The sequence below is a fragment of the Saccharopolyspora sp. NFXS83 genome, from assembly GCF_026241095.1.
Taxonomy (GTDB): domain Bacteria; phylum Actinomycetota; class Actinomycetes; order Mycobacteriales; family Pseudonocardiaceae; genus Saccharopolyspora_C.
Genome location: NZ_JAPFGB010000005.1, coordinates 281,047 through 306,217, shown reverse-complemented (window position 1 = coordinate 306,217; position 25,171 = coordinate 281,047). Strand labels below are relative to the sequence as shown.

Annotated in this window: 17 protein-coding genes; 7 read left to right on the top strand and 10 right to left on the bottom strand. The window is 72.1% G+C overall.

What is annotated here, in order from left to right; genetic code table 11:
- Nucleotides 1-56: 56 nt before the first annotated feature.
- Complete coding sequence (locus OOZ19_RS08155; RefSeq protein ID WP_266089408.1) at nt 57-3,992, bottom strand: nSTAND1 domain-containing NTPase; 3,936 nt, start codon at nt 3,990-3,992, stop codon at nt 57-59.
- Between the two features lie 75 nt (nt 3,993-4,067).
- Nucleotides 4,068-4,391, bottom strand: coding sequence for a CU044_2847 family protein (locus OOZ19_RS08150; protein WP_184478738.1), 324 nt, complete (start codon nt 4,389-4,391; stop codon nt 4,068-4,070).
- An 822-nt stretch (nt 4,392-5,213) separates the two neighbouring features.
- Here OOZ19_RS08150 and OOZ19_RS08145 point away from each other — a divergent pair.
- The 4 genes from OOZ19_RS08145 to OOZ19_RS08130 all read left to right on the top strand — a co-directional run bounded on the left by OOZ19_RS08145 (nt 5,214) and on the right by OOZ19_RS08130 (nt 11,338).
- Nucleotides 5,214-7,037: a multicopper oxidase domain-containing protein gene (locus OOZ19_RS08145; protein WP_266089407.1), complete on the top strand. Its 1,824-nt coding sequence runs from the start codon at nt 5,214-5,216 to the stop codon at nt 7,035-7,037.
- Between the two features lie 354 nt (nt 7,038-7,391).
- Nucleotides 7,392-8,231 (top strand): ABC transporter ATP-binding protein, encoded by an 840-nt coding sequence (locus OOZ19_RS08140; RefSeq protein WP_323055109.1) that lies wholly within the window; start codon nt 7,392-7,394, stop codon nt 8,229-8,231.
- A gap of 37 nt (nt 8,232-8,268) precedes the next feature.
- Nucleotides 8,269-9,246, top strand: coding sequence for an iron-siderophore ABC transporter substrate-binding protein (locus OOZ19_RS08135; RefSeq protein WP_266089406.1), 978 nt, complete (start codon nt 8,269-8,271; stop codon nt 9,244-9,246).
- 7 nt (nt 9,247-9,253) lie between these two features.
- Complete coding sequence (locus tag OOZ19_RS08130; protein WP_266089405.1) at nt 9,254-11,338, top strand: iron ABC transporter permease; 2,085 nt, start codon at nt 9,254-9,256, stop codon at nt 11,336-11,338.
- A 289-nt stretch (nt 11,339-11,627) separates the two neighbouring features.
- Here OOZ19_RS08130 and lexA read toward each other — a convergent pair whose 3' ends face one another.
- The 5 genes from lexA to OOZ19_RS08105 all read right to left on the bottom strand — a co-directional run bounded on the left by lexA (nt 11,628) and on the right by OOZ19_RS08105 (nt 15,744).
- The gene (gene lexA / locus OOZ19_RS08125; RefSeq protein WP_266089404.1) at nt 11,628-12,290 is read right to left on the bottom strand and encodes a transcriptional repressor LexA; all 663 of its coding nucleotides are present in this window, start codon (nt 12,288-12,290) and stop codon (nt 11,628-11,630) included.
- A gap of 150 nt (nt 12,291-12,440) precedes the next feature.
- Complete coding sequence (locus OOZ19_RS08120) at nt 12,441-13,625, bottom strand: NAD(P)/FAD-dependent oxidoreductase (RefSeq protein ID WP_266089403.1); 1,185 nt, start codon at nt 13,623-13,625, stop codon at nt 12,441-12,443.
- Nucleotides 13,622-13,822 carry a ferredoxin gene (locus OOZ19_RS08115; RefSeq protein WP_266089402.1) on the bottom strand — a complete coding sequence of 67 codons (201 nt, stop codon included), beginning with the start codon at nt 13,820-13,822 and terminating at the stop codon, nt 13,622-13,624. Before OOZ19_RS08115 ends, OOZ19_RS08120 begins: the two co-directional genes overlap by 4 nt.
- 57 nt (nt 13,823-13,879) lie before the next feature.
- Nucleotides 13,880-14,524, bottom strand: a complete 645-nt coding sequence (locus OOZ19_RS08110; RefSeq protein WP_266089401.1) for a TetR/AcrR family transcriptional regulator — start codon at nt 14,522-14,524, stop codon at nt 13,880-13,882.
- A 2-nt stretch (nt 14,525-14,526) separates the two neighbouring features.
- On the bottom strand, nt 14,527-15,744 hold the full coding sequence (locus tag OOZ19_RS08105; RefSeq protein WP_266089400.1) for a cytochrome P450: 1,218 nt from the start codon (nt 15,742-15,744) through the stop codon (nt 14,527-14,529).
- A gap of 176 nt (nt 15,745-15,920) precedes the next feature.
- Here OOZ19_RS08105 and OOZ19_RS08100 point away from each other — a divergent pair, with 176 nt between their 5' ends.
- From OOZ19_RS08100 to OOZ19_RS08090, 3 genes are all read left to right on the top strand, one after another.
- Nucleotides 15,921-17,345, top strand: coding sequence for an MFS transporter (locus OOZ19_RS08100; RefSeq protein WP_266089399.1), 1,425 nt, complete (start codon nt 15,921-15,923; stop codon nt 17,343-17,345).
- Nucleotides 17,346-17,643: 298 nt separating this feature from the next.
- The gene (locus OOZ19_RS08095) at nt 17,644-19,476 is read left to right on the top strand and encodes a flavin-containing monooxygenase (protein WP_266089398.1); all 1,833 of its coding nucleotides are present in this window, start codon (nt 17,644-17,646) and stop codon (nt 19,474-19,476) included.
- Nucleotides 19,473-21,059, top strand: a complete 1,587-nt coding sequence (locus OOZ19_RS08090) for a hypothetical protein (protein ID WP_266089397.1) — start codon at nt 19,473-19,475, stop codon at nt 21,057-21,059. The genes OOZ19_RS08095 and OOZ19_RS08090 overlap by 4 nt, the downstream gene beginning before the upstream one ends.
- Nucleotides 21,060-21,109: 50 nt before the next feature.
- Here the strand turns inward: OOZ19_RS08090 and OOZ19_RS08085 are convergent, their stop codons facing one another.
- From OOZ19_RS08085 to xylA, 3 genes are all read right to left on the bottom strand, one after another.
- The gene (locus OOZ19_RS08085; protein WP_266089396.1) at nt 21,110-22,315 is read right to left on the bottom strand and encodes an MFS transporter; all 1,206 of its coding nucleotides are present in this window, start codon (nt 22,313-22,315) and stop codon (nt 21,110-21,112) included.
- Between the two features lie 366 nt (nt 22,316-22,681).
- A complete protein-coding gene (locus tag OOZ19_RS08080; RefSeq protein WP_266089395.1) occupies nt 22,682-23,935 on the bottom strand; it encodes an FAD-binding protein in 1,254 nt (417 codons plus the stop codon).
- Between the two features lie 39 nt (nt 23,936-23,974).
- On the bottom strand, nt 23,975-25,168 hold the full coding sequence (gene xylA, locus OOZ19_RS08075; RefSeq protein WP_266089394.1) for a xylose isomerase: 1,194 nt from the start codon (nt 25,166-25,168) through the stop codon (nt 23,975-23,977).
- Between the last annotated feature and the right edge of the window lie 3 nt (nt 25,169-25,171).

The following is a 25,171-nucleotide window of genomic DNA, read 5'->3' as shown; positions in this document are numbered from 1 at the left end:
TCGTGGCGGAGCCCGCTCTTCCCGCTGGGGTGGCGAATTCTCGTCGCCGGCGCGGTTCAACCGCAGGGGCGTTCCGTGCTCACGCCGAGTTGCCGCAGGATCGAAGTCTCCGGTTCGGTGAAGTCGCGATCGCTGAGCCTGCACAGGTCCCGGAACCACCGCTCCGGATCCAGCGGAACCGGGCTCCGCCGGGACGGCGTCGAGTCGGCGAGGAACACGTCGCCTTCGATCGCGGGCGCATCCGTCCCGGTCGGGTTCGACGGGACGGTCCCGGCGAGTCGGCGATCCTTCCAGTTCCAGATCTGGAAACCGTCGGAATCGTCGCCGGTGAACAGGTACTCACCGGTGAAACCGAGCGCGTTCCCGGTGTCCGCGTTGATTTTCGGTAGCACCACCTGCTCGTCGAGGTCGACCAGGGTGATCCGGTTCGGGTACCCGCCGGTGACGGCCGCGGTCGAACCGTCCGAGGACACGACGGTCCGCGCGGGGAGACCGGAGACGTCCAGCGGGAATTCGTGCAGCGATCTCCGGGCCCCGACGTCCCACAGCAGCAACCGTCCGTCGAGCGCCACCAGCAGCTCACCGGGATGCCCGGGGCGTGCCGTGAGCTGGGGATCCTTCGGCAATCGCCCTCGTGCGTCCGCCTGCCCCAGCACCACGGGCGGCGCCGTCCGGTCCTTCGTCCGGAAGTCCCAGGTGGACAGCATCCCCGCGCTGCCGACCGCGAACTCGCCGCCCGCTCCCCGCGCCACCGAGATGTTCCTGGCGTCCTCGCCGCGCTCCGCGGGTTCGTGCCCCGGCGAGGTCGGCAGCGTCCGTTCGGCTTCCAGGGCCAGATCGGAGGTGCGGTAGAAGCGCAGCGTCGACTCGTGCGCGACGGCGATGTGCTCACCGGTCGCATCGAACGTCGCGGTGAAAGCGGAGAGGAAGGTGCCGTCCGGATCGGGGACCGCAGCCGTCGCCAGCACGGCGCCGTGCACGTCGTGCAAGGTCAGTTCCGCGGTGTCGGGGTCCCCGGCGTCGCGGGCCGTGAGCCACCGCCGCCCGTCCACGGACGCCGCGAACGATTCGCCGCGCACCCGCTCGGCGACGGTGGGAACCGCGCTCGCTTCCACCGCGCCGTCGCGCTGGTGCACGGACGTCAGCTCGCCGTCGGCCCTGGGAACGAGGGCAGGTAGTTCTTCGACGTCCGTGTCGATGTCGAACGCGCCCGCGAACGCCCTGCGCCAGGTCGGCCAGTGGATGACCGCCTGGGTGCTCCGGTAGGGGATGTCGGACAGGACGTACTGCCCGGTGAGGTCGGTGTCGAGGCTGCTGCACGGAGTACCGGGCAGTTCGGTGACGCGATCGGTGCGCAGGTCGATGGCGTGCACCGCGGTGCCTTCGCACCGGGCCAGCACCGTCCCGTGCCCCGCGAGCACGTCCGACGATTCGAGCGGGTAGCTGCGGAGGCTCGCGCCGGAAGCGAGATCTCGGCGCTCCACGACGTCCCGACCTCCGTCGCCGGTCCGCTCGGTGATCAGCGATCGCCCGTCGGACGACGGGAACACCGTCTTCAGCGCGATGGCGGGATCGAGCGTGATCCGGTTGGGAACCTCCTGCCCGGTCGCCAGATCCCACACGTGCACCGGCTGCTGCGCTTCGCGCGAGTGGATCGCGAGGAACCTGCTGTTCCAGCTGAATCCGGCGGCGCTCGCGTTGTTCGGGCTGGATCCGTCCTGAGCCACGAGCGCGATCGGCCGGTCCGAATCCGCGAGGTCGAGCAGCCGGACGCCGTTGTTCGGCCCACTCTCGAACACGATCAGCATCCGGCCGTCCGGGCTGAGCCCCACCTGGTTGGCGGGGGAGACGACGGGATCCACCGGGAGGTCGCGATGCCGGGGGTGCGGTCCGGCGAGGCCCGACCACAACGCCGGGGCTGTGGAGGGATCGGAGTGGTGCGTCAGCACCACCTGCCCGTCCGCGCTCGCCTGCAACGACGAGACGTCGGCGTCCGGGATCAGCCCGGGGCCGACGACGCGGTTCACGCCGTCCCAGTGCAGGCGTTGCGCGAACAGGGTGGCATAAGCCTCGTCGCTGTCGGGCTTTTCCCGGTACGCCGCCAAAGCCAGTTGCAGCGCCTGGCGCGGGTCGACGTCCGCCGCCCGCTCGGCGGCTTGCGCGAGCAGGCGGGCGTTGCTGGTGTGCAGCTGGTCGTTGACGTCGCTGGCGAACTTCCCGACGGCGCCGGTGAGCAGGACGGCGACGAGGGCCAAGGCCACCGAGATCGCGGTGATGGTGCGCCAGCGGCGTTGGGACCGGCGTTGCACGTCCTCGCTGCGGGCGATGAACTCCCGCTGCGGCGGGGGAATGTCGTCGGGACGCCGCCGCCGCCACTCCGCCGCCTCGGCCAGCGGAGCACCCCTGAGCTGCCCGCCGGAGTCGCGGAGGTCGTGCAGTTTCGCCAGCCAGGCGAGGAAGACCGCGTCCTCGTCGAGCCTGCCGCGCAACGTCGGCCAGTGGTCGATGAGCGCTTGGTGCGGCAGTTCCACCTGCCCTTCCCGGATGACGACGAGGCGCGCGGCGGCGAGCTCGTCGGCGACGGGCCGGAGGTCGTGGCCGAGTTCGTCGAGCTCCGCGCGGCGGCGCGTGTGGCCGCCGTCGCCGTCGGGGCGGGTCAGGCTGATCAGCAACCGCTCGGCGAGCGCGGTTTCCTCCGGGCCGAAGGCCGCGAGCGTGGCGTCGGCGTGCTCGCGCAACGCTCCTGGCAGCCGCCCGAGATCCCGGTACGCGGCGTGGGTCAGCCAGCTGCCGTACCGGCGGTCCCACAGCTGCTTCAACGCTTCGGACAGCAGCGGGAGCGTGCCGTGCCCCGGTGGGCAGTCGTGCAGGACGGCGTCCACCAAACCGACTTCGAACGCGAGCCCGCCGCCCTCCGCTGGACGCACGATCGCCTCGCGGAGGTCGTCGTGGTCCATCGGATCCAGCAGCCACACCGCGTCGTTGAGCTTCCCGCGGGTGCCCGGCCCGATCAGGGCGTCCAGGGACTGCGAGCGCAACGTCAGCACCACGCGCAGCCGACCGGCCGGTTCGGCGTCGATCCGCGCGATGACCTGCGTCAACCGCTCGCAGGCCGCATCGGGGTCGGCGATGACCGACTCCTCGAACTGGTCCAGGAACAGCACGGTCGCGCCGTCGGCGACCGGGACCGGGCCAGGGGGGTCGCCGGGGCGGAGCTCGGCGACCGCGGTGCCCTGCCGCGCCAGCCGGGGCAGCAGACCGGCTCGGACCAGCGACGACTTCCCACTGCCGGACGGGCCCACGACGGCGACCAGGTCCCGCGAAGCCAGGCGGCTCAACAGTTCTTCGACCGCCTCGTCCCGGCCGTGGAAGTGCGCGGCGTCGTCCGGCCCGAACGGCGCCAGCCCGAGGTACGGGTTGCGCGCGTCGGCCGCCCACCTGCCGAAGGACGACACCGGCACGAGGTGGGCCGTCGTCGCGGTCGTCCCGGACCTGGTGACGACCATGCCGACGACGCCGCCCAGTTCCTCGTCCCACACCGGAGATCCGCTGAACCCGCGCACGATGCGCTCGTGATCGGGATCGACCCGCATCTGGACGCGGCCCCTGCCCTGCGTTCCCGCGAGGGAACCGGACACCCAGACGCCGTCCGGTTCGGCGTCGGTGAACCCGAGGACGCGGAAGCGGTGGTTCCGCAGGTCGCCGTCCAGCCGGATGGGGGTCGGCAGCGCTCGCTCCGGCGGGGCGAGCAGCTCCAGGATCGCGATGTCCTCGGCGTCGTCGCGCTCGACCACGGCCACCGCGCAGTCGTCGGGCCCGAGCAGCGGGAACTGCGCGCGCACGTCGTCGAAGCCCGCGATGACGTGCGCGCACGTGGCGATCAGGCCGCCGGGCAGCGTGAAGCCGGTGCCGAGCAGCCGCCCGCCGCCGACGAGGCGGACCAGCGACGCGGCCAGCGGTTCGGCCGCGGTCGGGTCAGGACGTTCCGTCATGGCAGTTCACCCGCGCGGTTTCCGACGATCGAACCTGGCGGCGCACTCCTCCTCGTCCAGGAGCTCCGGCAGGTTTCACTTGTCCGGTTTGACGTCGTTCCACTCGATGGTCACGTTGAAGTTGGCCTCACCGGAGGACTTCGCCACCGCGAGGCTCGCCTCCCCGGTCACCTTGATGCCGAACTGCACGTTCACCTTCGACGGCGGCTGCTCCATCGCGCGGAGCTCGCCGAGCACCGCTTCGGCGGCGGACCGGATGTTGCCCATGGCCTTCTGCACGGTCTCGGAGGCCTGCACGACCTTGCCGCCCCCGCCGACCGGGATCGACCCCTGCCCGTCGGTCGATTCGATGAGCAGTTCGCCGCCGTTCTCCAACGGCATCCTGACCAGATCCGACATCCCGCTGCTCCCCGAACTCACGACGCTGACGACGTGATCGAACCTAGCCGAAGACCGGCCGCCGCAGGGCAGGATTCGAGAACTCCCAGCGTGGTTCAGGACGGGGGCGTCGCAGCGGCCCGGTCGCCCGCCTCCTGCCTGGCCGGGAGCGGAGCGGGACCGCCGGATCGGACTCGGCGGACCAATGCGGCACGGTGCCGCCCCCGGACATCGCCGGTCGGGGCCTGGCGACTCCGGCGGGCGCCGCCGGCAGCGCCGCCCTCGTGCTCGACCACTGCGGGCTGCAGGCGGAGGCCGTCCCGGTTCGGCGCCGCGATCGAGGCCACGGCCGCCGCGGGCGTGCTCACCCCGGGCGTGGGCGGGATCGCGAAGACGGACGAGGTCGCCGATTCCACCTCGGAGCACCTCGGCCGTCGAGGTCCTCCCGTAGCGCTCGCCCGGTGGGGCGCGAGCTCGGATCCGCCGTCGCGAGCCCCCCGGAGATGATCTCGGAGCGGGGGATGCGTTGTCGTGCGGCGGTTTCCCGTCCCGTTCGCGAGGGGGAGGATGGTCGCCCCGGCCTGGCCCGGCCGTGCGATCGACTCCCGTTCGAGTGATCGTGGTGGCGCGGGCGGGTGATCGATGTGCCGAATCCCTTGTGCTCTCAGGGAATTTGCCTGTCCACTGTCCTCGGTGGGCGCGCTCCTGGCGGCCCGGCCAACAGGACGGGAACCGTCGTCGCAAGGGGTCTGCGCGGCGGTCGCGTCAGAGCACGTCCGGTCGAGAACTCGTTTTCGGGGCGTGCACCGGGGATTCTCGTAGCGCGAAGTGGGGGACCAGCGCATGGCGAAGTCGTCGACGCGACCCGAGGTGGCGGAGCCGGTGGACGGCGGGCCGACGTTCGGCCTGACGAAGTTCCTGGATCCGCTCCCGGTGCCACCCGTGCGCCGCCCGCGCGGACGCGATGCGGAGCTGACGGTGCGCGCCGTCACGACCCGCGTGCGGCTGCACGGTCAACTGCCGGAAACCGTGCTGTGGGCCTACGACGGGCACTTCCCCGGGCCGACCATCGAAGTCGAGCGGGATCAGCGGCTGCGCGTGTCCTGGACCAACGACGTCACCGGCACCATGCCGCTCGTCGCGGTCCGGGTACCGCTGGCGCCCGCCGGAACACCTCCGGCGGAACTGTCGTCGAACAATCCCGGCTACCCGCGGAATCCGGACGGGAGCCCCGCCGGCGGCGCGGCTCACATCGACGGCGTCCCGGACGTGCCCGCTTGGCTGGTGACGCACCTGCACGGCGCCGACGCGAACGGCGGCAGCGACGGCTGGGCGCACAACGCGGTGCTGCGCGGGCATTCCCAGCTCGTCGAGTACCCGAACCGGCAGCCCGCCGCGAGCCTCTGGTACCACGACCACGCGATGGCCATCACCCGCTGGAACGTCCACGTGGGACTGTTCGGCGCGTACCGGATCCGTGACGAACGGGAGAAGGCGCTGGGCCTGCCCGACGACCACGACATCCCGCTGCTGATCTGCGACCGCAACCTCGACGCGGACGCGGACGGGAACCCGACCGGGCAGCTGCTGTTCAAGGTCGACGCGATCGGCACCGCACTGGTGCCGTTCACCGGCCCGTTCACCCTGGTCAACGGTGTGATCTGGCCACACCTGGACGTCGAACGGGACACCTACCGCTTCCGGCTGGCCAACACCTCCAACGCGCGGTTCTACCGGCTGAACCTCATCAACGAGGACGGCGGTTCGGAGAACGACGCGGTGCGGGTGATCGGCACCGACGGCGGACTGCTGCCCCGCCCGGTCCCGCTGCCCGAGGCGGGACTGGTGCTGGCACCGGCGGAACGCGCCGACCTCGCCATCGACTTCGGCCGGGACGGTCTCCGCGGCCGTTCGCTGCGGCTGACGAACACCGAGGCGAACGCCGCCCTCGAACCCGACATCATGCAGTTCCGCGTGCAGGGGCGCCCCGGTCGCGGTGCGGTCGGCCTGCCGGAGTCGCTGCCCGCCGAGCCGCTCCGGCTCGCGCATGTGCCGGACGAGCACGACCAGGTGTGGATCGCCCTGGTGCCACCGGGCACGGCGGGCATGGCGCACCCGCAGATGTGGGAACTGCGGGAGCTCGACGGCGAGATCCCACCGCTGCCCGCGCAGAACATCGTCCAGGTCACCGACCCCCGCACCGGGCGAACCAGGACGTTCCAGCAGGTCGCGTCGCTGTTCGACGACACCGTGAGCATCTTCGTCAAGCACGGCAGCACCGTGGAGTGGAACTTCATCCACTTCGGCGGCCCGGCGCACCCCGTGCACATCCACCTGGTGCAGTTCCAGGTCGTCGCCCGCCGCGGCTTCACCCCGGACTTCGACGTGGCGCTCGGCGGCACCACCTCACCGGCCACCGGATTCACCGACATCCCGCTGGAGCAGCACGAACACGGCAGGAAGGACACCACTGTCGTCGCCGGCGGCGAATGGGTCAGCGTGCTCGGCCGCTTCGGCGAATCCACCGGCCAGTTCATGTACCACTGCCACATCCTCGACCACGAGGACGAAGGCATGATGCGCCCCTTCGTCGTCCACCCGGCCGAAGTAGCGGAATTCCACCCCCACAGAGGCGGCCACGGTCACGAGTCTTATCGGGGGGGTTGAGCTCGTTTTGCTCGGGTGGTCGGCGGAACCTCAGCTGTCTTCTCGCTGCGGGATCTTTTTCCCGAGTGGCTCCGCCACGAGGGAAAGAGCTGTCCTCGCGAGGAAGCCGCTGAGAACCCGCGGGTGGGCGGCTTTTCGACGTGGGCTATGCGCTTCGCGCATACAGGCACGGCCTTCGGCCGCAAGGCAGGCTTCGCTTCGCTCGCCTACTGCACGGCTTCGCCGCGTGGTGCTTGGCGGCAGGGGGTTCCGGGCGGGTTCGTTCCGTGAGCGGGTCGCTGCTGGGCGTGGTTGTCGGGATTGTGCCGGTTGACACTCTTGTGAGTTAGGTAAGCCTGTCTTTAGTGTACGGCTGTGTCCTTGACTCCTTCGCAGTTCGCGGCCGGGGTGCGCGCCCGTGAGGTCGACGTCGCCTACGGGCGTGACGTCGTGGTGCGCGCGGCGTCGATCTCGCTCGACGCGGGTGCGGTCACCGCGTTGATCGGTCCGAACGGCAGCGGGAAGTCGACGTTGCTGCGCGCCCTCGCCAGGCTGCACCCGCCGACCGCCGGTGAGGTCGCCTTCGCCGACGGTGCCCAACTGCGGGCGCTGTCCGGCAAAGAACTCGCCCGCCGGATCACGCTGCTGTCGCAGCAGCGGACGGCGCCGGGCGGGCTGAGCGTGCGGGAGCTCGTCGAGTTCGGGCGCCACCCGCACCGGTCCCGCTGGGGCGGGCGAGATCCGGAGGGGCCGGAGGCGGTGGAGCGCGCGATGGCGCTGACCGGGCTCGCCGCGATCGCCGACCGGCCGGTGCAGGCCCTCTCCGGTGGGCAGGCGCAGCGGGTGTGGCTGGCGAGCTGCCTGGCGCAGGACACCGAACTCCTGCTGCTCGACGAGCCGACCACCTTCCTCGACCTGCGCTACCAGGTGGAGATCCTCGACGTGATCCGCGACCTCGCCGATCAGCACGGCGTCGGCGTCGGTGTGGTGCTGCACGACCTCGACCAGGCCGCCGCCGTCGCGGACCGGTTGCTGCTGCTGGAAGACGGCCAGGTCACCGCGGAAGGAGCCCCTCGCGACGTGCTCACCTCGGTGAACCTCACCCGCGCCTACGGCATCCAGGTGGACGTGGAGGCCGATCCGGAGGGCGGGCGCATCCGCACTCGCGCCGTCGGCCGGTTCAACTCCTCCGGCGTCCGCATCCCATCGGCTTGACCGGCGTCGCCGGTCACCACTGCAAGGCAGGAGAGACATGCGCAGCACCCGTGCGATCATCGGGCTGGCCGCGGTCGTCGCGCTGTTCGCGGCAGGCTGCGGCACCACCGAGCAAGCAGGTGGCGCCGACGCGCCCGCGAGCGGCGGCGAGCCGATGGCGACGATCGTCGACGCCCGCGGCAAGGAGGTCACGCTCGACGGGCCGGCAAAGCGGGTCGCGGCCACCGAGTGGAACGGCACCGAAAGCCTCGTGTCGCTCGGCGTGACGCCGGTCGGCGTGTCCGATGTGGACGGTTATGGCGAGTGGGTGAGCGCGGCTCCGCTGGACGGGACCTCCACCGACATCGGCACTCGGGGAGAGCCGAGCATCGACACGCTCAGCTCGCTGGACCTGGATCTGGTGGTCGTCACCGACAGCTTGACCGAAGGCGCGCTGGAGCAGGTCGAATCGGTGGCGCCGGTGATCGTCATCAAGGGCGGCGACGCGAAGGGCTCGATCGGCGCCATGTTCCGGAACGTGGACATGATCGCCCAGGCCACCGGCACCGAGGGCCGGGCGGCGCAGCTGCGGTCCGAGTTCGACGCGAAGATCGCCGAGGGGCGGGCCGCGGTGGAACGGGCGGGTGCGCTCGGCGAGCCGGTCGCGTTCTCCGACGCCTACGTGACCTCGGGGGCGGTGAGCATCCGGCCGTTCGCCGCGGGCTCGCTCGTGTCCGACGTGTTCGAGCGCATCGGCCTGCGCAACGCGTGGCCGATGGCGGGCGACCCGGCGTACGGACTCGCGCGGGCCGACGTGGAGGGCTTGACCGCGCTGCCGGACGTGCGGTTCTGGTACGGGGCGAGCGCCCAGAGCGACCCGTACGCGGACGAGCTCGCGGGCAACGCGATCTGGGAGGGCCTGCCGTTCGTGCGCGGCGGCAAGGTGCACCGCTTCCCCGATTCGCTGTGGATGTTCGGCGGTCCCCGCTCCATGGCGCAGTACGTCGACGCCGCCGTCGCCGCCCTGAAGGCGTAACCGCGCGGTGAACGGTGGCAAGACCCTGATCCGCCCGCCCGCCGCTCCGGCCGCACCGGTGCGCCGGAGCGCGCGGCTGGTGCTGCTGGTGCTCGTGCTGGGCGCGTTCGTCGTGCTGGGTTCCGCGGTGCACCTCACCCAGGGGACCTCCTCGGTGGACGTCGCCGACGTGCTGCGGTGGGTGTTCGGCGGCGGGACCGACTCGGCCGCCGCGGTCGTCGTCGAGTCCCGGCTGCCGAGATTGCTGACGGCGCTGCTGGTGGGGAGCGCGCTCGGCGTGGCGGGTTCGGTGCTGCAATCGGTGGCGCGCAACGTGATGGCGTCCCCGGACACGCTGGCCGTGGACGCCGGCGCGCACCTGGCGATCGTCGCGGTCGCGGCGTTCGGCACCGCGCTGCCGCTGCTGGGGACGACGGGCATCGCGTTCGCCGGAGGGCTGGGGGCGGCGCTGCTGGTGATCTCGCTGTCCGGGCTCGGCGGCACCGGCATCGTGCGGCTGGTGCTGGCGGGCACCGCGACCGCCTTCGCGATGACGTCCCTGACTCGGATCCTGCTGCTGCTGTTCGACCAGGAGACCCGCGGGCTGTTCGCCTGGGGTTCCGGCTCGCTGGGCCAGACCGGGCTCGACGGGGTGCGGACGCTGGCGCCGGTGATCGGCGTCGCGGTGGTGGCGCTGCTCGCGATCGCCCGCCGGCTCGACCTGGTCTACCTGGGTGACGACCACGCGCGGAGCCTCGGCGTCCACGTGGGGCGGATCCGGTTCGCGTCGATCGCGCTGGCGGTGCTGCTCGCGGCGTCGGCGGTGACCTTGGCGGGACCGGTCGGCTTCGTCGGGCTGGCCGCGCCCGCGCTGGTGCGCCTGCTGGCGAACCAGGTGCCCGGCCTGCACCGGCACGCGGCGCTGATCCCGATCTCCGGCGCCACCGGAGTGGTGCTGCTGCTGGCCGCGGACGTGCTGCTGCGCGCCGTGATCGGTGCGCAAGGAGCGCTGGAGGTCCCGACCGGCGTGGCGACGACCTTGCTCGGCGCGGTCTTCCTGATGGTGCTGTGCCGCAACATCCGGGTCACCGCCACGTCGGCGGAACCGCCCGCCGCCGGTGTCCGGGGCGGGGTCACGGCCCTGCGCCACCGGCTGGTCGTCGGCGGGCTGGTGCTCGCGGCGGCCGGGGTGGTGACGGGGTCGGTGCTGCTCGGCGACACCTTGCTGCTGCTGGGCGACCTGGCGAACTGGTTGACCGGGCAGGCCGGGCCGGTCGTCACCAGCGTGCTGGCGAACCGGGTGCCGCGAGTGGTCGCCGCGTTGCTGGCCGGTGCCGCGCTGGCGCTGGCCGGTGCGGTGATCCAGGCGGTGGCGCGCAATCCGCTGGCGGATCCGGGCATCATCGGCGTCGCCGGAGGCGCGGGCGTCGGCGCGGTCACCGTGATCACGCTGTGGTCCGGCGCGGGCTTCTGGATCCAGGCGAGCGGCGCGGGCGTCGGTGCCGCCGTGGCGACGGCCGTGGTGTTCGCGATGGCGGCGAAGGGCGGGTTCGCGGGCGAGCGCCTGGTGCTGATCGGCTTCGGCGCGCAAGCGGGCACCCAGGCGCTGGTGACGCTGCTGATCACGCTGTCCGACCCGTGGAACGAGACGAAGGCGCTGACCTGGCTGGGTGGTTCGACGTACGGGCGGACCTACGAGCACCTGGTGCCGATGGCGCTGGCGTTGCTGCTGCTGATCCCGGTCCTGATCCGGGCCCGCGGCGAGCTGGACCTGCTGTCGGTGGACGACGAGACGCCGCGGGTGCTGGGCGTGCCGGTGCCGAAGGCGCGGTTGCTGCTGCTCGCGTGCGCGGTCCTGCTGACCGGCACCGCCGTGGCGGGAGTGGGGGTGCTCGCGTTCGTCGGGCTGGTCGCTCCGCACGCGGCGCGCGCGATCGTGGGCAGGCGGCATTCCCGAGTGCTCCCCGTGGCGGCACTGCTGGGCGGCATCCTGGTGTGCGCGGCGGACACCTTGGGTCGCACCGCCATCGCGCCGGACCAGCTCCCCGCGGGCCTGATGACGGCCCTGATCGGAGCCCCGTACTTCATCTGGCTGCTCTCCCGAAACCGCTGAGAGCCCCTCGTCCCCGTTCTGCGCAAGGGTCGGATCGCGGAACCTCAGCGGCTTCCTCGCTGCGGGATCGCTTTCCCAGTGGCTCCGCCACGAGGAAAAACGCCGTCCTCGCGAGGAAGCCGTTGAGAACCCGCGGCGGTGCCGGTTGGTGGGTGGTCACTGCTCAGCGGCTTCGCCGCTGACAGGACGACGATCACGAACCCCAGGCGCACGCCGGGACGGGAGATCGAAGACGAGCGCTGGGGTTCCGCGACCGGATCCGCTGCGCAGGTCGCGGGCAGGAGGGGCTTCAGACGCTGCGGAGGACCGAGACCACCGTGCCGAGGATCGTGGCGTGGTCGCCGTCGATGACCTCGTAGGCGGAGTTGCGCGGTTCGAGGTACACGTGGCCGTTGCGGCGGCGGTAGACCTTCACCGTCGCCTCGTCGTCGAGCAGCGCGGCGACGATCTGGCCGGAGTGCGCCTCCGGCTGCTGGCGCACGATCACGGTGTCGCCGTCGCAGATCGCGGCGTCGATCATGGAGTCGCCGCGCACGCGCAGCGCGAACACGGTGCCTCGCCCGGCGAACTCGCGGGGCAACCGGAGCGTGTCGTCCACGTGCTCGTCGGCCGCGATGGGCGTCCCGGCGGCGATGTCGCCGACCACGGGCACCGTCACCGAGTCCTCGTCGGAGCGCTCGGCCGAGGAACCCCGCAGGAACGCGCGCACGTCGATGGGTCGCGACACCGTCTCGCTGCGCCGCAGGAAGCCCTTCTCCTCCAGGCTCGCGAGGTGCTTGGACACCGAGGAGGAGGACCGCAGGCCGACGGCCTCGCCGATCTGCCTGGTGCTGGGCGAATACCCGTCGCGGACCACCCGGTCCCGGATCGTCGCCAGGATCCGCTGCTGGCGCAGCGGCAGCGAGGAGGCGTCCAGTTGCTCGAACGGGTCAAGATCGTCGTAGGTGGTCACCCGCGGAATGGTAGAGGTCGGCCTGCCCGAACGGACCACCGGCACGCCGCGCCCGAGGCGGTTTTCGATCACCTCAGCACCTGCGGAGCAGCTCAGCGGACGCCGATCGAGGAACGTCCGCCGCCGGGCGTGCCGGTGCGCGGCGGCCCGTCAGCGCAGCGCGGCGGGTTCGGTCAAGGCGTCGACGATCTCCTGGCGGCGGATCCTGGTCTGCTTGGCCATGTTCCAGCCGAGCACGCCGGTGGTGCGGCCGTCCTGCCGGTAGCGCGCCACGAACCTGCCGCCGTCGAGATCACCATCCACAACGGACACTTCAGCATTCGGTGGCAAGGTGCCGTGCACCTGGATCTTGACGTCGTGCTGGTCGGTCCAGAAGTAGGGGACCGGCGAGTAGGCGCGGTCCGCGCCGAGGATGTTCGCGGCCACCACGCCCGCCTGCTCGGTGGCGTGGGTGCGGTTCTCCAAGCGCACCAGGGAATCCAGGCGCTCGTCCCACCACCGGGCCACGTCGCCGACGGCGTACACGCCGGGCGCGGCGCGGCACCGCGAGTCGCAGACCACGCCGTCGTCGAGTTCGAGGCCGCTGCCCGCGAGCCACTCGGTCTCCGGGACGGCGCCGATCGCGACGACGACCACGTCGGCGGGCAGCACCTCGCCGGTGTCCAGGCGCACGCCGGTCACGCGGTGCTCGCCGGTGACGCCCTCGACGCCGGTGCCGAGCCGCAGTTCCACGCCGCGCTCGGCGTGCAGCGCGGCGAGCCTGCCGCTGACCAGCGGTCCGAGCAGGCCGGCCATCGGCGCGGGTTGCGGCCCGGCCATCGTGACGTCCAAGCCCATCGCCCGAGCGGTCGCCGCGATCTCGGCGCCGAGCACGCCCTCGCCGACCACGACGAGCCGGGAGGCCGCGACGAGGTCCGCCCGCAGTGCCATCGAGTCCTCCGCGGTGCGCAGCACGTGGACGCCGTCGAGGCCGTCCGCCCCGGGCAGCGTCCGCGGGCGCACGCCGGTGGCCAGCACGACCGCGTCGGCGCTCAGCTCGCGTCCGGAGGCGGTGCGCGCGGTGCGGGTGGCGGCGTCGAAGCCGACCGCCGCGTCCGCGAGCACGAACTCGGCGTCCAGAGCGGACAGCGCCGAATCCGGCCGCAGCCGCGCGCGATCCGGCTCCCACTCGCCGGCCAGGACCTTCTTCGACAGTGGCGGCCGGTCGTAGGGCAGGTGCCGCTCGGCGCCGAGCACCGTCACCGGTCCCGCATGACCGCCGCGGCGCAGCGCCTCGACGGTGGACAGCCCGGCGGCCGAGGCGCCGACCACCAGGACCGAGCCGTCAGCACTCACGACCGCTCGTCGAGGGCGATGGCCGCCGCCGGGCACATGTTCGCGGCCTCGCGAACGCTCTCGTGCAGGTCGGCCGTGGGCCGGACGTCGAGCAGCACCACGACGCCGTCGTCGTCGCGCTGGTCGAACACGTCGGGCGCGACCATCACGCAGGTCCCGGCGCCGCAGCACTTGTCCTCATCGACGGTCACCTTCATGGCGCACTCCTGTTCTTGCCGGGGATCGGTGTTCTGCGAATTCGCGACGGCGGTACGTCACGGACGAGTGGTGATGGGGGCCAGCCAGAGCCCGGTGACCGCGTCGATCAGACCGGTCGCGGCCTGCTCCCAGGAGTCGCGGGGCGTGGCGCCGCCCTCGGCGAGGGCGCGTTCGCGTTCGGCCACGACGTGCACCATCAGCTGGCGCGTCATGTCGCGACGCTCCTCCCGCACCTCCGGTGGCAGCTCCGGCAGGCAGCGGTTGAGCTCGCCGACCGCTTCCACCAGCGAGGGCGAGTTCAGCGACTCCCGCGCCATGATCTCCCGGTAGGCCGGGTCGGTCATAGCCTGCGCGCCGAACCGGCCGAACCAGGTCGGGACGCCGAGATCGGCCAGGTGCCGCGCGTTCGGGAGCACCGCGCACGCCACCCAGTCCCGCACGTTCCGCGATCCGCGGGCGTCGGCGACCATCCGGGCGCGCCGGTGCTCGATCTGCTCGTGGTGCTTGCGGACGATGGCGGCGACCAGCTCGGCCTTCGTGCCGAAGTGGTAGCCGACCGCGGTGTTGTTGCCCTGCCCGGCGGCCTCGCTGACCTGGCGGTTGGACACCGCGGCGACCCCGTGCTCGGCGAACAGCCGCTCGGCGGCCGACAGGATCAGCTCCCGAGTCGCGCTCACCTGCTTGGCCCTCGCCGCGCCCATCGTCACCACCGCACCGGGACTTCGCTGAGTCCGCCGACGACGAGTCCCTCCAGGCGGCGCAACTCGTCGGCGGGGACGGCGAGTTCCAAGGTCGGGAGCCTGCGCAGCAGGACCTCCAGCGCGACCTGGAGTTCGGTGCGGGCCAGCGACTGGCCCAGGCACGAGTGCGCGCCGGTGCCGAACGCCAGGTGCGGGTTCGGGGTGCGGGTCAGGTCCATGTCGTCGGCGCCGTCGAACGCGGTGTCGTCGCGGTTCGCCGACGCCATGCTGCACATGACGGTGGTGCCGCGCGGCAGCGCGGTTCCGGCGACCTCGACGTCCTCGTAGAGGTATCGGACCATGCCGAGGCCGGAGTTGGCGTCGAACCGCAGCGCCTCCTCGACCGCGGAGCGGATCAGCGACCGGTCCGCGAGCAGCCGCTCCCAGCGCGCCCGGTCCGACAGCAGCATCGCCACCATCTTCCCGATCATGTTGGCCGTGGTCTCGTGCCCCGCGATCAGCAGTCCGAGTCCGGTGGCGGCCAAGGCGCGGTCGGACATCCGCTCGCCCTCGACGTCGGTGGCGGTGATCAGCTCGCTGAGCAGGTCGTCGCCGGGCTGCGCCTTCTTCGCGGCGATGTGCTCGGCCATGTAGGCGAAGAACTCGGTCTCGGCGGTCTTGAACTCCTGCTCGGAGTACCGCGTGAGGTTCAGGAACATGTCCGACCAGCGGGAGAACCGGTCGCGGTCGGCGGTGGGCACGCCGAGCATGTCGCAGATGACCCAGACCGGGAGGGGGAAGCCGAAGGCGGCCTTCAGATCGGCGGGGGCGCCGCTCGCGACCATCTCGTCGACGAGCCGTTCGGCCATCGCCTCGATCTCGGGGCGCAGCGCCGCCATCCGCTTGGCGGTGAACCACCGGTTGAGCATCCGCCGCCAGCGCTGGTGCGCTTCGCCGCCCTGCGGCAGGGCGGAGGCCATCTCGCTGTTGAACAGCCCGCCGGAATCGGTGTCGGAGATGCGGGCCGCGTCGGGTTCGTCGAGCTTGCGGCCGAACCTCGGATCCGAGAGGACGCTCTTGACGTCGGCGTAGCGGGTCAGCAGCGAGACCTCGTCGCCGCTGGGCAACTTCGCCTTGGAGACCGGGCACCGGTTGCGCAGTTCCGCCCACTCGGCGGGTGGGCTCAGCGCGTCCGGGGCCGGAATCGGGTAGGCCAGCACCCGTTCGTCGGGTTGAGTCACCGTGCGCCTCCTCGTGAGATCGAACCTGGAGCCAGTTAACCGCAGCTGCTATCGTCAGTCAAGCGACTGCCTTAATGGTCGTGCCGGAGGCATCGGAGCAGTCGGCACGAAGGCGCTTCCCGCTGCGGAGCGCCACTTCCGCGACGGCACCCATCCGATGACAGGAGCTCCACCCGATGACCCATGCCCTCAGCGCGCCTCGGCGCGCGGACCGGCCGGGGAACCCGCGTCCCAACGTGATCGTTCCGGTGCTGGCCTTCAGCGGCATCACGGTCTCGCTGATGCAGACGCTGGTCGTGCCGCTCGTGCCGGCGCTGCCCAAGCTGCTGGGCGCCACCGCCGCGAACGCCGCGTGGGCGATCACCGCCACCCTGCTGGCCGCAGCCGTCGCCACGCCCACCGTCGGCAGGCTCGGCGACATGTACGGCAAGCGTCGGATGCTGCTGATCAGCCTCGTGACGATGGTGGCAGGATCCGTGCTGTGCGCGCTCGCCCACAGCCTGGCGCCGATGGTGCTAGGACGGCTCCTGCAAGGGCTGGCGACGGGCGTGATCCCGCTCGGCATCAGCATCATGCGCGACGAACTGCCCGCCGAACGGCTCGGCGGCGCGACCGCGCTGATGAGCGCCTCCCTCGGCGTCGGGGGCGCGCTCGGGCTGCCCGCCGCCGCGTTCATCGCGGAGAAGTCGGACTGGCACGTGCTGTTCTGGGCGGCGGGCGCGCTCGGCCTCGTCGCCGCCGTCCTCGTGAAGGTCCTCGTGCCCGAGTCGTCGGTGCGCACCGGCGGGCGGTTCGACCTGCCGGGAGCCATCGGCCTGTCCATCGCGCTGCTGTGCCTGCTGCTGGCCCTGTCCAAGGGAGCCGAGTGGGGCTGGACCAGCGGGATGACCTCGGGACTGGTGGTCGCGGGCCTCGTGACGCTGCTGGTGTGGGGCTGGTGGGAACTGCGCGCCCGGCAGCCGCTGGTCGACCTGCGCACCACCGCGCGCCGCCAGGTGCTGCTGACCAACCTCGCGTCCGTGGTGTTCGGGTTCGCGATGTTCGCGATGTCGCTGGTCATCCCGCAACTGCTGCAACTGCCCGCCGAAACCGGTTACGGACTCGGGCAGACCATCCTCGCGGCGGGCCTGGTGATGGCGCCCAACGGGCTGGTCATGATGGCGATGTCCCCGGTCTCCGCGTGGATCTCCCGCACCCGCGGGCCCAAGGTGACCTTGATGGCCGGGGCGCTCGTGGTCGCGTCCGGTTACGGGATGGGGCTCGTGATGATGTCGGCGATCTGGCAGCTCATGGTCATCTCCTGCGTCATCGCCGCCGGCATCGGGCTCGCCTACGGCGCGATGCCCGCGCTGGTGATGGGCGCCGTGCCCGTGTCGGAGACGGCCGCCGCGAACAGCCTCAACACGTTGATGCGCTCCATCGGCACGTCGGTCTCCAGCGCGACGGCGGGCGTGGTGCTGGCGAACCTCACCATCCAGGTCGGCGGTGCGGCGGTGCCCGCGCTGAGCGGGTTCCAGATCGTGCTGGGCATCGGCGCCGCGTCCTCCCTGCTGGCCTTCGCCGTCGCCGCCTTCCTGCCCGGCCGCGGCAAGGCGGCCTGATGAGTCCTCGCTTGCTCGGCGGGTCGGGTGCTCAGAGCCGTCCCTGAGCCCGTCGCTCCAGGTGAGCGGCGTTCTTGGCTTGTGGCTGCTCAGCGGCGGAGCCGCTGAGCGGTGACCACCAGGGCGAGCCGACCACCGGCAGGTTCTCAGCTGCCTCCTCGCGAGGACGGCGACTTCGCGTGCGGCGGAGCCACTGGGGAGGTCGATCCCGCAAAGCCGCTGAGGTTCCGGCAACGCGGATCTGGTTCGAAGAACGAAGACGAAGTACCGCACTACCCACGAGGATGAAGGAGCGCACATGTCCACGACTGAGGACTCCCGGCGCGCGGCGCTCGATCCGGCCGTGCTGGGGTTCGACCCGGACGCGCTGCGGGCGCGCTACCGCCACGAGCGGGACCGCCGGCTGCGGCCGGACGGGTCGGGGCAGTACCAGGAGACCACCGGCGAGTTCGGGTACTACGCCGACGATCCCTACGTGGAGCCGGGGTTCGCCCGCGAACCGCTGCACGACCACGTCGAAGTGCTCGTGGTCGGCGGCGGGTTCGGCGGCCTCACGGCCGCGGCCAGGCTCGTCGAGCGCGGGTTCACCGACATCCGCGTCGTGGAGAAGGCCGGTGACTTCGGCGGGACCTGGTACTGGAACCGGTATCCCGGCGTGCACTGCGACATCGAGTCCTACATCTACCTGCCGCTGCTGGAAGAACTCGGGTCGCTGCCGGACTGGAAGTACTCGCCGGGCGCGGAGATCCGGGGGCACGCGCAGGCCATCGGGCACCACTTCGGGCTCTACGCCAACGCCTGCTTCCAGACCGAGGTCACCGACGTCGAGTGGGACGAGTCCGCCACCCGGTGGACCGTGCGCACCGATCGCGGCGACGTGATGACCGCCCGCTACGTCGTGGTCTCCAGCGGCCCGTTCAGCAGGCCGAAGCTGCCCGGACTGCCCGGTATCGAGACCTTCCGCGGGCACACCTTCCACACCAGCCGGTGGGACTACGACTACACCGGCGGGGACGCGAGCGGCGGCATGCACAAGCTCGCCGACAAGCGCGTCGCGGTGATCGGCACCGGTGCGACCGCCATCCAGTGCGTCCCGCACCTCGGCCAGGACGCCGAGCACCTCTACGTGTTCCAGCGGACTCCGTCCTCAGTGGACGAACGCGGCAACCGTCCGACGGACCGGGAGTGGGCGACGACGCTGGCGCCGGGCTGGCAGCGCGAGCGGCGGGAGAACTTCCTGACCCTGGTCACCGGCGGCCACGCCGAGCAGGACCTGGTGGGCGACCGCTGGACCGACAGCGTCCAGACCCTGCGCGTCATCATGCCCAGCGAGGACAACGCGATCCCCGAGGCGGAGTCCGACGGCGAACTGCTGGCGGAACTGGCCGACTTCGCCAAGATGAACTCGATCCGCTCGCGGGTGGAGGACATCGTCGAGGACCCGGCGACCGCCGAGGCGCTCAAGCCCTGGTACCGCCGCATGTGCAAGCGGCCCACCTTCAGCGACACCTACCTGCCCACGTTCAACCGGCCCAACGTCACCCTGGTCGACACCGGGGGAGCGGGCGTGGAGCGGATCACCGAGCGCGGCCTGGTCTCCGGCGGCGTCGAGTACGAAGTGGACTGCATCGTGTTCGCCACCGGGTTCGACCTGGGCGCCGGCCCGGCCGCGGCGGCGGCGCGCACCGTGCGCGGGCGGGACGGCCGCACCCTCGCCGAGCACTGGAGCACCGGGCTCAAGACGCTGCACGGGTTCTACAGCCACGGCTTCCCCAACTACTTCCGGCTCGGTGCCTCGCAGAACGCGACGTCGGTGAACTTCGCGCACGTGCTCGACGAGCAGTCCGTGCACGTGGCCGAGGTGATCGCCGCGGCCCGCGACCGCGGCGCCCGCTACGTCGAACCCAGCGAGCGGGCCGAGGCCGCGTGGGTGGCCACGATCCGGGAGAAGGAGCAGGCCAGCAAGGAGTTCTTCGCGGAGTGCACTCCGAGCTACTACAACAACGAGGGCAGACCGCGGCAGCGCAGCGAGTCCTACGGCGGCGGGCCGGTCGAGTTCTACCGGCTGCTGCGGACGTGGCGAGCGGAGACGGACATGACCGACGTGCTGGTGGAAGGGGACGAGTGGTGAGCCGGTTCGGAGCGGAGCAGATCACCAGCCTCCGGTGGGACGTCCGGCGGGAGAACCCGCCGAACGCGCTGTGGGGGTCCAACGGAGTCGCCTTCGGCCCGGACGGCAGGTTGCACGTGGCGCAGTACCTCGCCGGGCAGATCAGCGCCGTCGACGTCGAATCCGGGGACGTCGAGGTCGTCGTGCCGCTGGACGGCCCGGTGCGCTCGCCGGACGACCTGGCCTTCGGCGCGGACGGGTCGATGTACATCACCGACCTCAACCCCGGCCTGGTGTGGCGGCGCACCCCTGCGGGCGAGTTCAGCGTCGTGGCCGAAGGCCTGCGCTGCCCGAACGGGATCACCTGCGTCGGTGATCGGCTGTTCGTCAACGAGATGTACCAGGACGGCCGCGTCTTCGAGCTCTTCCCCGGCGGGGCAGCGCCCGTGGTGCTCACCGACGGGCTCGCGATGGGCAACGCGATGCAGCTCGGCCCGGACGGGCTGCTGTACTACCCGCACATGATGACGGGCGAGGTCTGGCGGATCTCCCCGGAGGGCGGGACTCCGGAGCTGGTGGCCGAGCAGGTGCACCAGCCGGTCGCGGTGCGCTTCGACCGGGGTGGCGAGCTGGTCGTCGTCTCCCGCGGCGTCGAGGGCATCGTGACCAGGTTCGACCGGAGCGGGTCGCGCTCGATCACGACGACCGGGATCGCGGGCATGGACAACGCCGCGTTCGACGACGAGAACCGGATGCTGGTCTCCAGCTTCGCCAGCGGCGGCCTGACCCGGATCGACCTCGACGACCGGCCCCGCCCGGTCGTCCCGCGCGGGTTCAGCGGCCCGTTCGACGTCACCGCGGACGAGCGGGGCCGCTGGTACGCCACCGACCACTTCCGCCTCGGCACCGCCACCGGCGAACTGGGCGGCGAGGCCGGCGGGATGCTCATGTCGGAGCTGGGCGGGTTCGCGCACGGCGTGGTCGCCGACGGCGAGCTGCTGCACCTCACCTCGCAGTTCGGCGACGTCCGCACCTACGACCCGGCCGAGGGCGCCGCGCGGGTGCGCGCCGCCGGACTCGCCGAGCCGGGCGGGATCGCGGTCGGCGCGGACGGTGCGCTCGTGGTCGCCGAGACCGGTGCGGGGCGGGTGTCGTCGATCGACCGGGACGACGTGGTGACCGTGCTCGCCGACGGGCTCGACGGGCCGGTGGACGTGGCGGTCGACGCGGCGGGCGAGCGCTACGTGACCGATCAGCGCGCCGGGCGGGTGCTGCGGATCTCCGGCGACGGCGGGGAAATCGTCGCCGACGGCCTCGCCGAACCCCAGGGGATCACCTGGCACGGTGGTGAGCTGTTCGTGGTCGAGGCGGGGCGGCGCAGGCTCCTGGCGATCGACCCGGACACCGGCGAACACCGGGTCGAGGCAGAAGGACTCCCCGTCGGGCCACCGCCGGGAAGCACGCCGACCCCGCGCGTTCCCGTGACGGCGCCCGGAATCCCCGGTCAGCCACGGGCCTTCGCCGGGATCACCACCGCCCCGGGCGGTTCCTTGCTCGTCGCGGCAGGAGGTGAGGGCACGGTCCTGCGCCTGTCCCGCGGTTGAGGTGCACCGCCGCGCGCCCGGTCGTGTTCTCCGCCGGGCGCGCGACGGCCTCAGCGGGAAGGGCGCGGGCGGATCGTGCCGCGCAGCAGGAGCGCGGTGATCACGCTGCTCACGCCGATCAGCGCGATCGTGCGGTCGAGCGGGAGGAATTCCGCGATCAGGCCGAAGACCAGGGGACCGACGCCCTGGATCGTCATGGTCGTCGTGTTGAGCAGCGCGAAGCCCTGCCCATGGAGTTCGGGCGGGACCGCCTCCAGGAAGCGCCGCTGCAAACCGAGCAGGTAGGCGGACCCCACCCCGGTGATCACGTACGCGGCGGCGATCACCGGCTGCGGCGGGTTCAGGACGAGCGTGATCAGCGGCGTGTCCATGATCAGCAGCAGTGGCAGGACGAGCCGTTCGCGGGTGGCGGGCGCGAACGCTCGCCCGACCACGACGTCGCCGAGCAGCATGCCGACCGAGGTGGCGGCCAGGAGCACGCCGGTCTCCGCCGGGCCGAACCCGCGCTGCGCGGAGTAGGGGATGAGCAGGCTGCCACCCGCGGCCAGGTACGCGGCGGGCAGGCACTGGGCCGTGATCAGCTCGGTGACTCCGGGGGCGCGGGTGAGCGCGGCGTTGCCCTGCCAGGTCTTGCGCACGATCGAGCCGCTCGCCCGGACCGGCTCGGTGCGCGGCAGGAACAGGCGGCTGATCACCGACGCGAGCAGGTGCGCCACCGCGGTGAGCAGCATCGTGCGCTCCACGCCGAGCCAGGCGGTGAGCGCCCCGCCGACGGACATCCCGGCCAACTGCGCGGCGACCGCGACGAGGTACGAGAGCGACCGTCCGAGCACGTAGGCGTCGCCGGTGAGGACTTCCGCGAGGACTCTGGCCGTGGCACCGGTGGTGACCGGTGTCAGGCAGGCCACTGCCGCGACGAGCAGCAGGCTGCCCGCGACCGGGAGGCGCCCGGACGCGAGCAGCAGCCCGACCGCGCACTGCAAGGCGTAGCCCGTGCTGACGAGGGCGCGCGGCGGGAACCGGTCCGCCATCGCGGCGAGGAACAGGCCACCCGCGGCCTGCGGCAGGAAGCCGATCGTGAACGCCATCGCCGTCAGCAGCGGCGAGTCGGTCCGCTCGAACACCAGCACCGCCAGCGCCACGGACCGCACCGTGTCCGACATGACGCCGAGCAACCGACCGGCGAACAGCACCCGGAACTGCGCGACCGCGAAGACCTGGCCGTAAGTCGCCTTGGCCGTGAACTCACCGGTCATGATCGAGCAGCTCCTGCGGACGTCATGGGGAGAGCCTTCGGACCGGTACTTCGTCCGCGTCTTGTCAGCGGCCGGAGCCGCTGAGAGCCCGCCTGTGCACTCGGTCTGCGTTGTCGGTCGCTCAGCGGAACCTCAGCGGCTTGCTCGCTGCGGGATCCCTTGCTCCTGCATGCCGTGCGCAGCGAACTGGCCGTCCTCGCGAGGAAGCCGCTGAGCACCCGCCGGTGGTCCTGCAGCGTGCGCGGTCACCGCTGAGCAGTTTCGACGCCGGCGGGAAGCAGATCAAGCTCATTTCGCGATGCCTCGTGCACCGGACCGCGTTCTCCGGTGGACGACGGTGCTCCGGGGCGGCTCGTTCGACGAAGACTAGTGCGCTCCGAAGACCCGGTGGTCCAAGAAGTCGTTGCGGAAGCGGTGGTCCGGGTCCCAGCGGTCCGCCAGAGCGCGGAAGTCGGGCAGGCGCGGGTAGCGCTCGGCGAGCACGTCGGGACCCATCGCCCAGACCTTGCCCCAGTGCGGGCGGGCGCCGAACGGTGCCAGCGCCGCTTCGACCGCGGGCAGCGCGGCCTCCACGCCGGGTTGGTCGAGGCGCCAGGTGAAGTGGATCGCCAGCGAGTCGCGCTCCCAAGCGGGGCTGAGCCAGCGGTCGTCCGCGGCGACGGAGCGCAGTTCGCTCACCAGCAGCACGTGCGCGAACTCGGGGCCGGCTTCGCGCAGCGCCTCGACGGCGGCTGCCGCGTGCTCGGCGCCCACCAGGTACTCGCTCTGGATTTCGGCGCCGCTGCTGGGAGTCCGCCCGGCTCGGAAGTGCGGCAGCCGCTCGTGCCACGGTCCGGGCGCGGCCTGGACGGTGACGTTCTCCGCCGGGCCGCCCGCCACCGGGTGCCGCGGCCCGTCCACGAGGCGGACGCCGACGCGGTCGAACGGTCCGGTCTCGTGCGGGGTGCCGTCGCGTTCCTTCACCACGCACTGCCGGATGCCCGCGCCGTCGAAGTCGGTGAACAGGCTGACGCTGTACCCGCAGTTCAGCAGCGCGCCGAGCTCGTCGGCCAGCGCCGCCCACGGCAACGACCCGTACACGTGCTGGGTGACCTGGTAGGCGGGTTCGACGGCGAGCTCCACCCGCGTGATCACGCCGAGCGCGCCGAGCCCGACCACGGCGCCGGGGAACTCGGCGTCGCCCTCGCGCAGCTCGCGGAGCTCGCCGCGCGCGGTCAGCACCTCCATCGCCCGCACGTCGGAGGCGAGGCCGCGCAACCTGGAGCCGGAGCCGTGCGTGCCGGTGGAGATCGCGCCGACGACCGACAGGTCCGGCAGGGAAGCCAGGTTCGCCAGCGCCCAGCCGCGCGCGTGCAGATGCTCGGCCAGCTCGCGGTAGCGCACCGGGCCGGTGACCGACACGACGCGGCGCGCGGAGTCGATCTCGATCCCGGTCGGCATCGCCGCCAGCGAGATCCGCAGGTCCGCGCTGTCGGCGATGCCGTTGAAGGTGTGCCCGGTGCCCGCGACCCGCACCCGCTCGCCGGTGGTGACCGCCTCGGCGAGCTCGTCGACCCCGCGGGGTTCGGCGAACCTCGGTGCGCGGTAGGCGTAGTTGCCCGACCAGTTCGTGCGGATCACTGCTCTCCTCGGCATCCGGTCATCGTGCCCTGCCGCGGATCAGCCGCGGGCGCCCATCAGGTGTTCGGTCGCGAGCTGCTGCAGGCGCACCAGCCCGAAGCCGTGGCCGTCGAGGTACTCGGCGGCGTCGAACTCCTCGAACGCGGAGCGGTCGGACACCAGCGCCGCGTACCCCTCGCCGTCGGCGAGCGTCGGCACCGCCAGCTCCGGCACCCGCGCGGCCTCCAGCGCCTCCTGCACGTCGGGGTCGGCGCGGAACGCCGCCGCCCGTTCCTTGAGCAGCAGGTAGTTGGCCATGTTGGCGCGCACCGAATCCCACACGCCGGCCTCGTCCTCGGTGCGGCTCGGCTTGAAGTCGAAGTGCCGCGGCCCGTCGTAGGCGGGCACGCCACCGGGGCCGCCGTGTTCCAGCAGGTCCACGAGCGCGAACGCGTTGTGCAGGTCGCCGTGGCCGAACACGAGGTCCTGGTCGTACTTGATGCCGCGCTGGCCGTTGAGGTCGAGGTGGAAGAGCTTGCCGTGGTAGAGCGCCTGCGCGATGCCCGCCGCGTAGTTGAGCCCGGCCATCTGCTCGTGCCCGACCTCCGGGTTGACGCCGACGAGTTCGGGGCGCTCCAGCGAGTCGATGAACGCGATCGCGTGCCCCAGCGTGGGCAGCAGGATGTCGCCGCGCGGCTCGTTCGGCTTCGGTTCTAGCGCGAACCGGAGGTCGTAGCCCCGGTCGATCACGTACTCGCCGAGCAGGTTCACGGCCTCGCGGTAGCGCTCCAACGCCTGCCCGACGTCCTTCGCGGAGTCGTACTCGGCGCCTTCGCGCCCACCCCACATGACGAAGGTGCGGGCGCCGAGCTCGGCCGCGAGGTCGAGGTTGCGCAGCACCTTGCGCAGCGCGAAGCGGCGCACCGCCCGGTCGTTGGAGGTGAGGCCGCCGTCCTTGAACACGGGGTGGGAGAACAGGTTCGTCGTGACCATCGGAACGACGACCCCGGTGTCGTCGAGCGCCTGCTTCAACCGGTCGATCTCGGTGCGGCGCCGCGCCTCGGTGGAGTCGAAGGGGAACAGGTCGTCGTCGTGGAAGGTGAGGCCGTGGGCGCCGAGTTCGGCGAGCTTCTCCACGGCGTGCACGGTGTCCATCGGGGACCGGGTGGGGCCGCCGAACGGGTCGGCGCCGGTGTAGCCGATGGTCCAGAGCCCGAAGGAGAACCGGTCGGCCGGAGTGGGGTTGCGGCTCATGAT

Excerpts from the sequence above, each read along its gene's own strand:
- xylA (WP_266089394.1), bottom strand. The coding sequence starts at position 25,168 with ATGAGCCGCAACCCCACTCCGGCCGACCGGTTCTCCTTCGGGCTCTGG.
- OOZ19_RS08095 (WP_266089398.1), top strand. The coding sequence starts at position 17,644 with ATGTCCACGACTGAGGACTCCCGGCGCGCGGCGCTCGATCCGGCCGTG.
- OOZ19_RS08135 (WP_266089406.1), top strand. The coding sequence starts at position 8,269 with ATGCGCAGCACCCGTGCGATCATCGGGCTGGCCGCGGTCGTCGCGCTG.
- OOZ19_RS08150 (WP_184478738.1), bottom strand. The coding sequence starts at position 4,391 with ATGTCGGATCTGGTCAGGATGCCGTTGGAGAACGGCGGCGAACTGCTC.
- OOZ19_RS08100 (WP_266089399.1), top strand. The coding sequence starts at position 15,921 with ATGACCCATGCCCTCAGCGCGCCTCGGCGCGCGGACCGGCCGGGGAAC.
- OOZ19_RS08085 (WP_266089396.1), bottom strand. The coding sequence starts at position 22,315 with ATGACCGGTGAGTTCACGGCCAAGGCGACTTACGGCCAGGTCTTCGCG.
- OOZ19_RS08110 (WP_266089401.1), bottom strand. The coding sequence starts at position 14,524 with ATGGGCGCGGCGAGGGCCAAGCAGGTGAGCGCGACTCGGGAGCTGATC.
- OOZ19_RS08155 (WP_266089408.1), bottom strand. The coding sequence starts at position 3,992 with ATGACGGAACGTCCTGACCCGACCGCGGCCGAACCGCTGGCCGCGTCG.
- OOZ19_RS08115 (WP_266089402.1), bottom strand. The coding sequence starts at position 13,822 with ATGAAGGTGACCGTCGATGAGGACAAGTGCTGCGGCGCCGGGACCTGC.
- OOZ19_RS08145 (WP_266089407.1), top strand. The coding sequence starts at position 5,214 with ATGGCGAAGTCGTCGACGCGACCCGAGGTGGCGGAGCCGGTGGACGGC.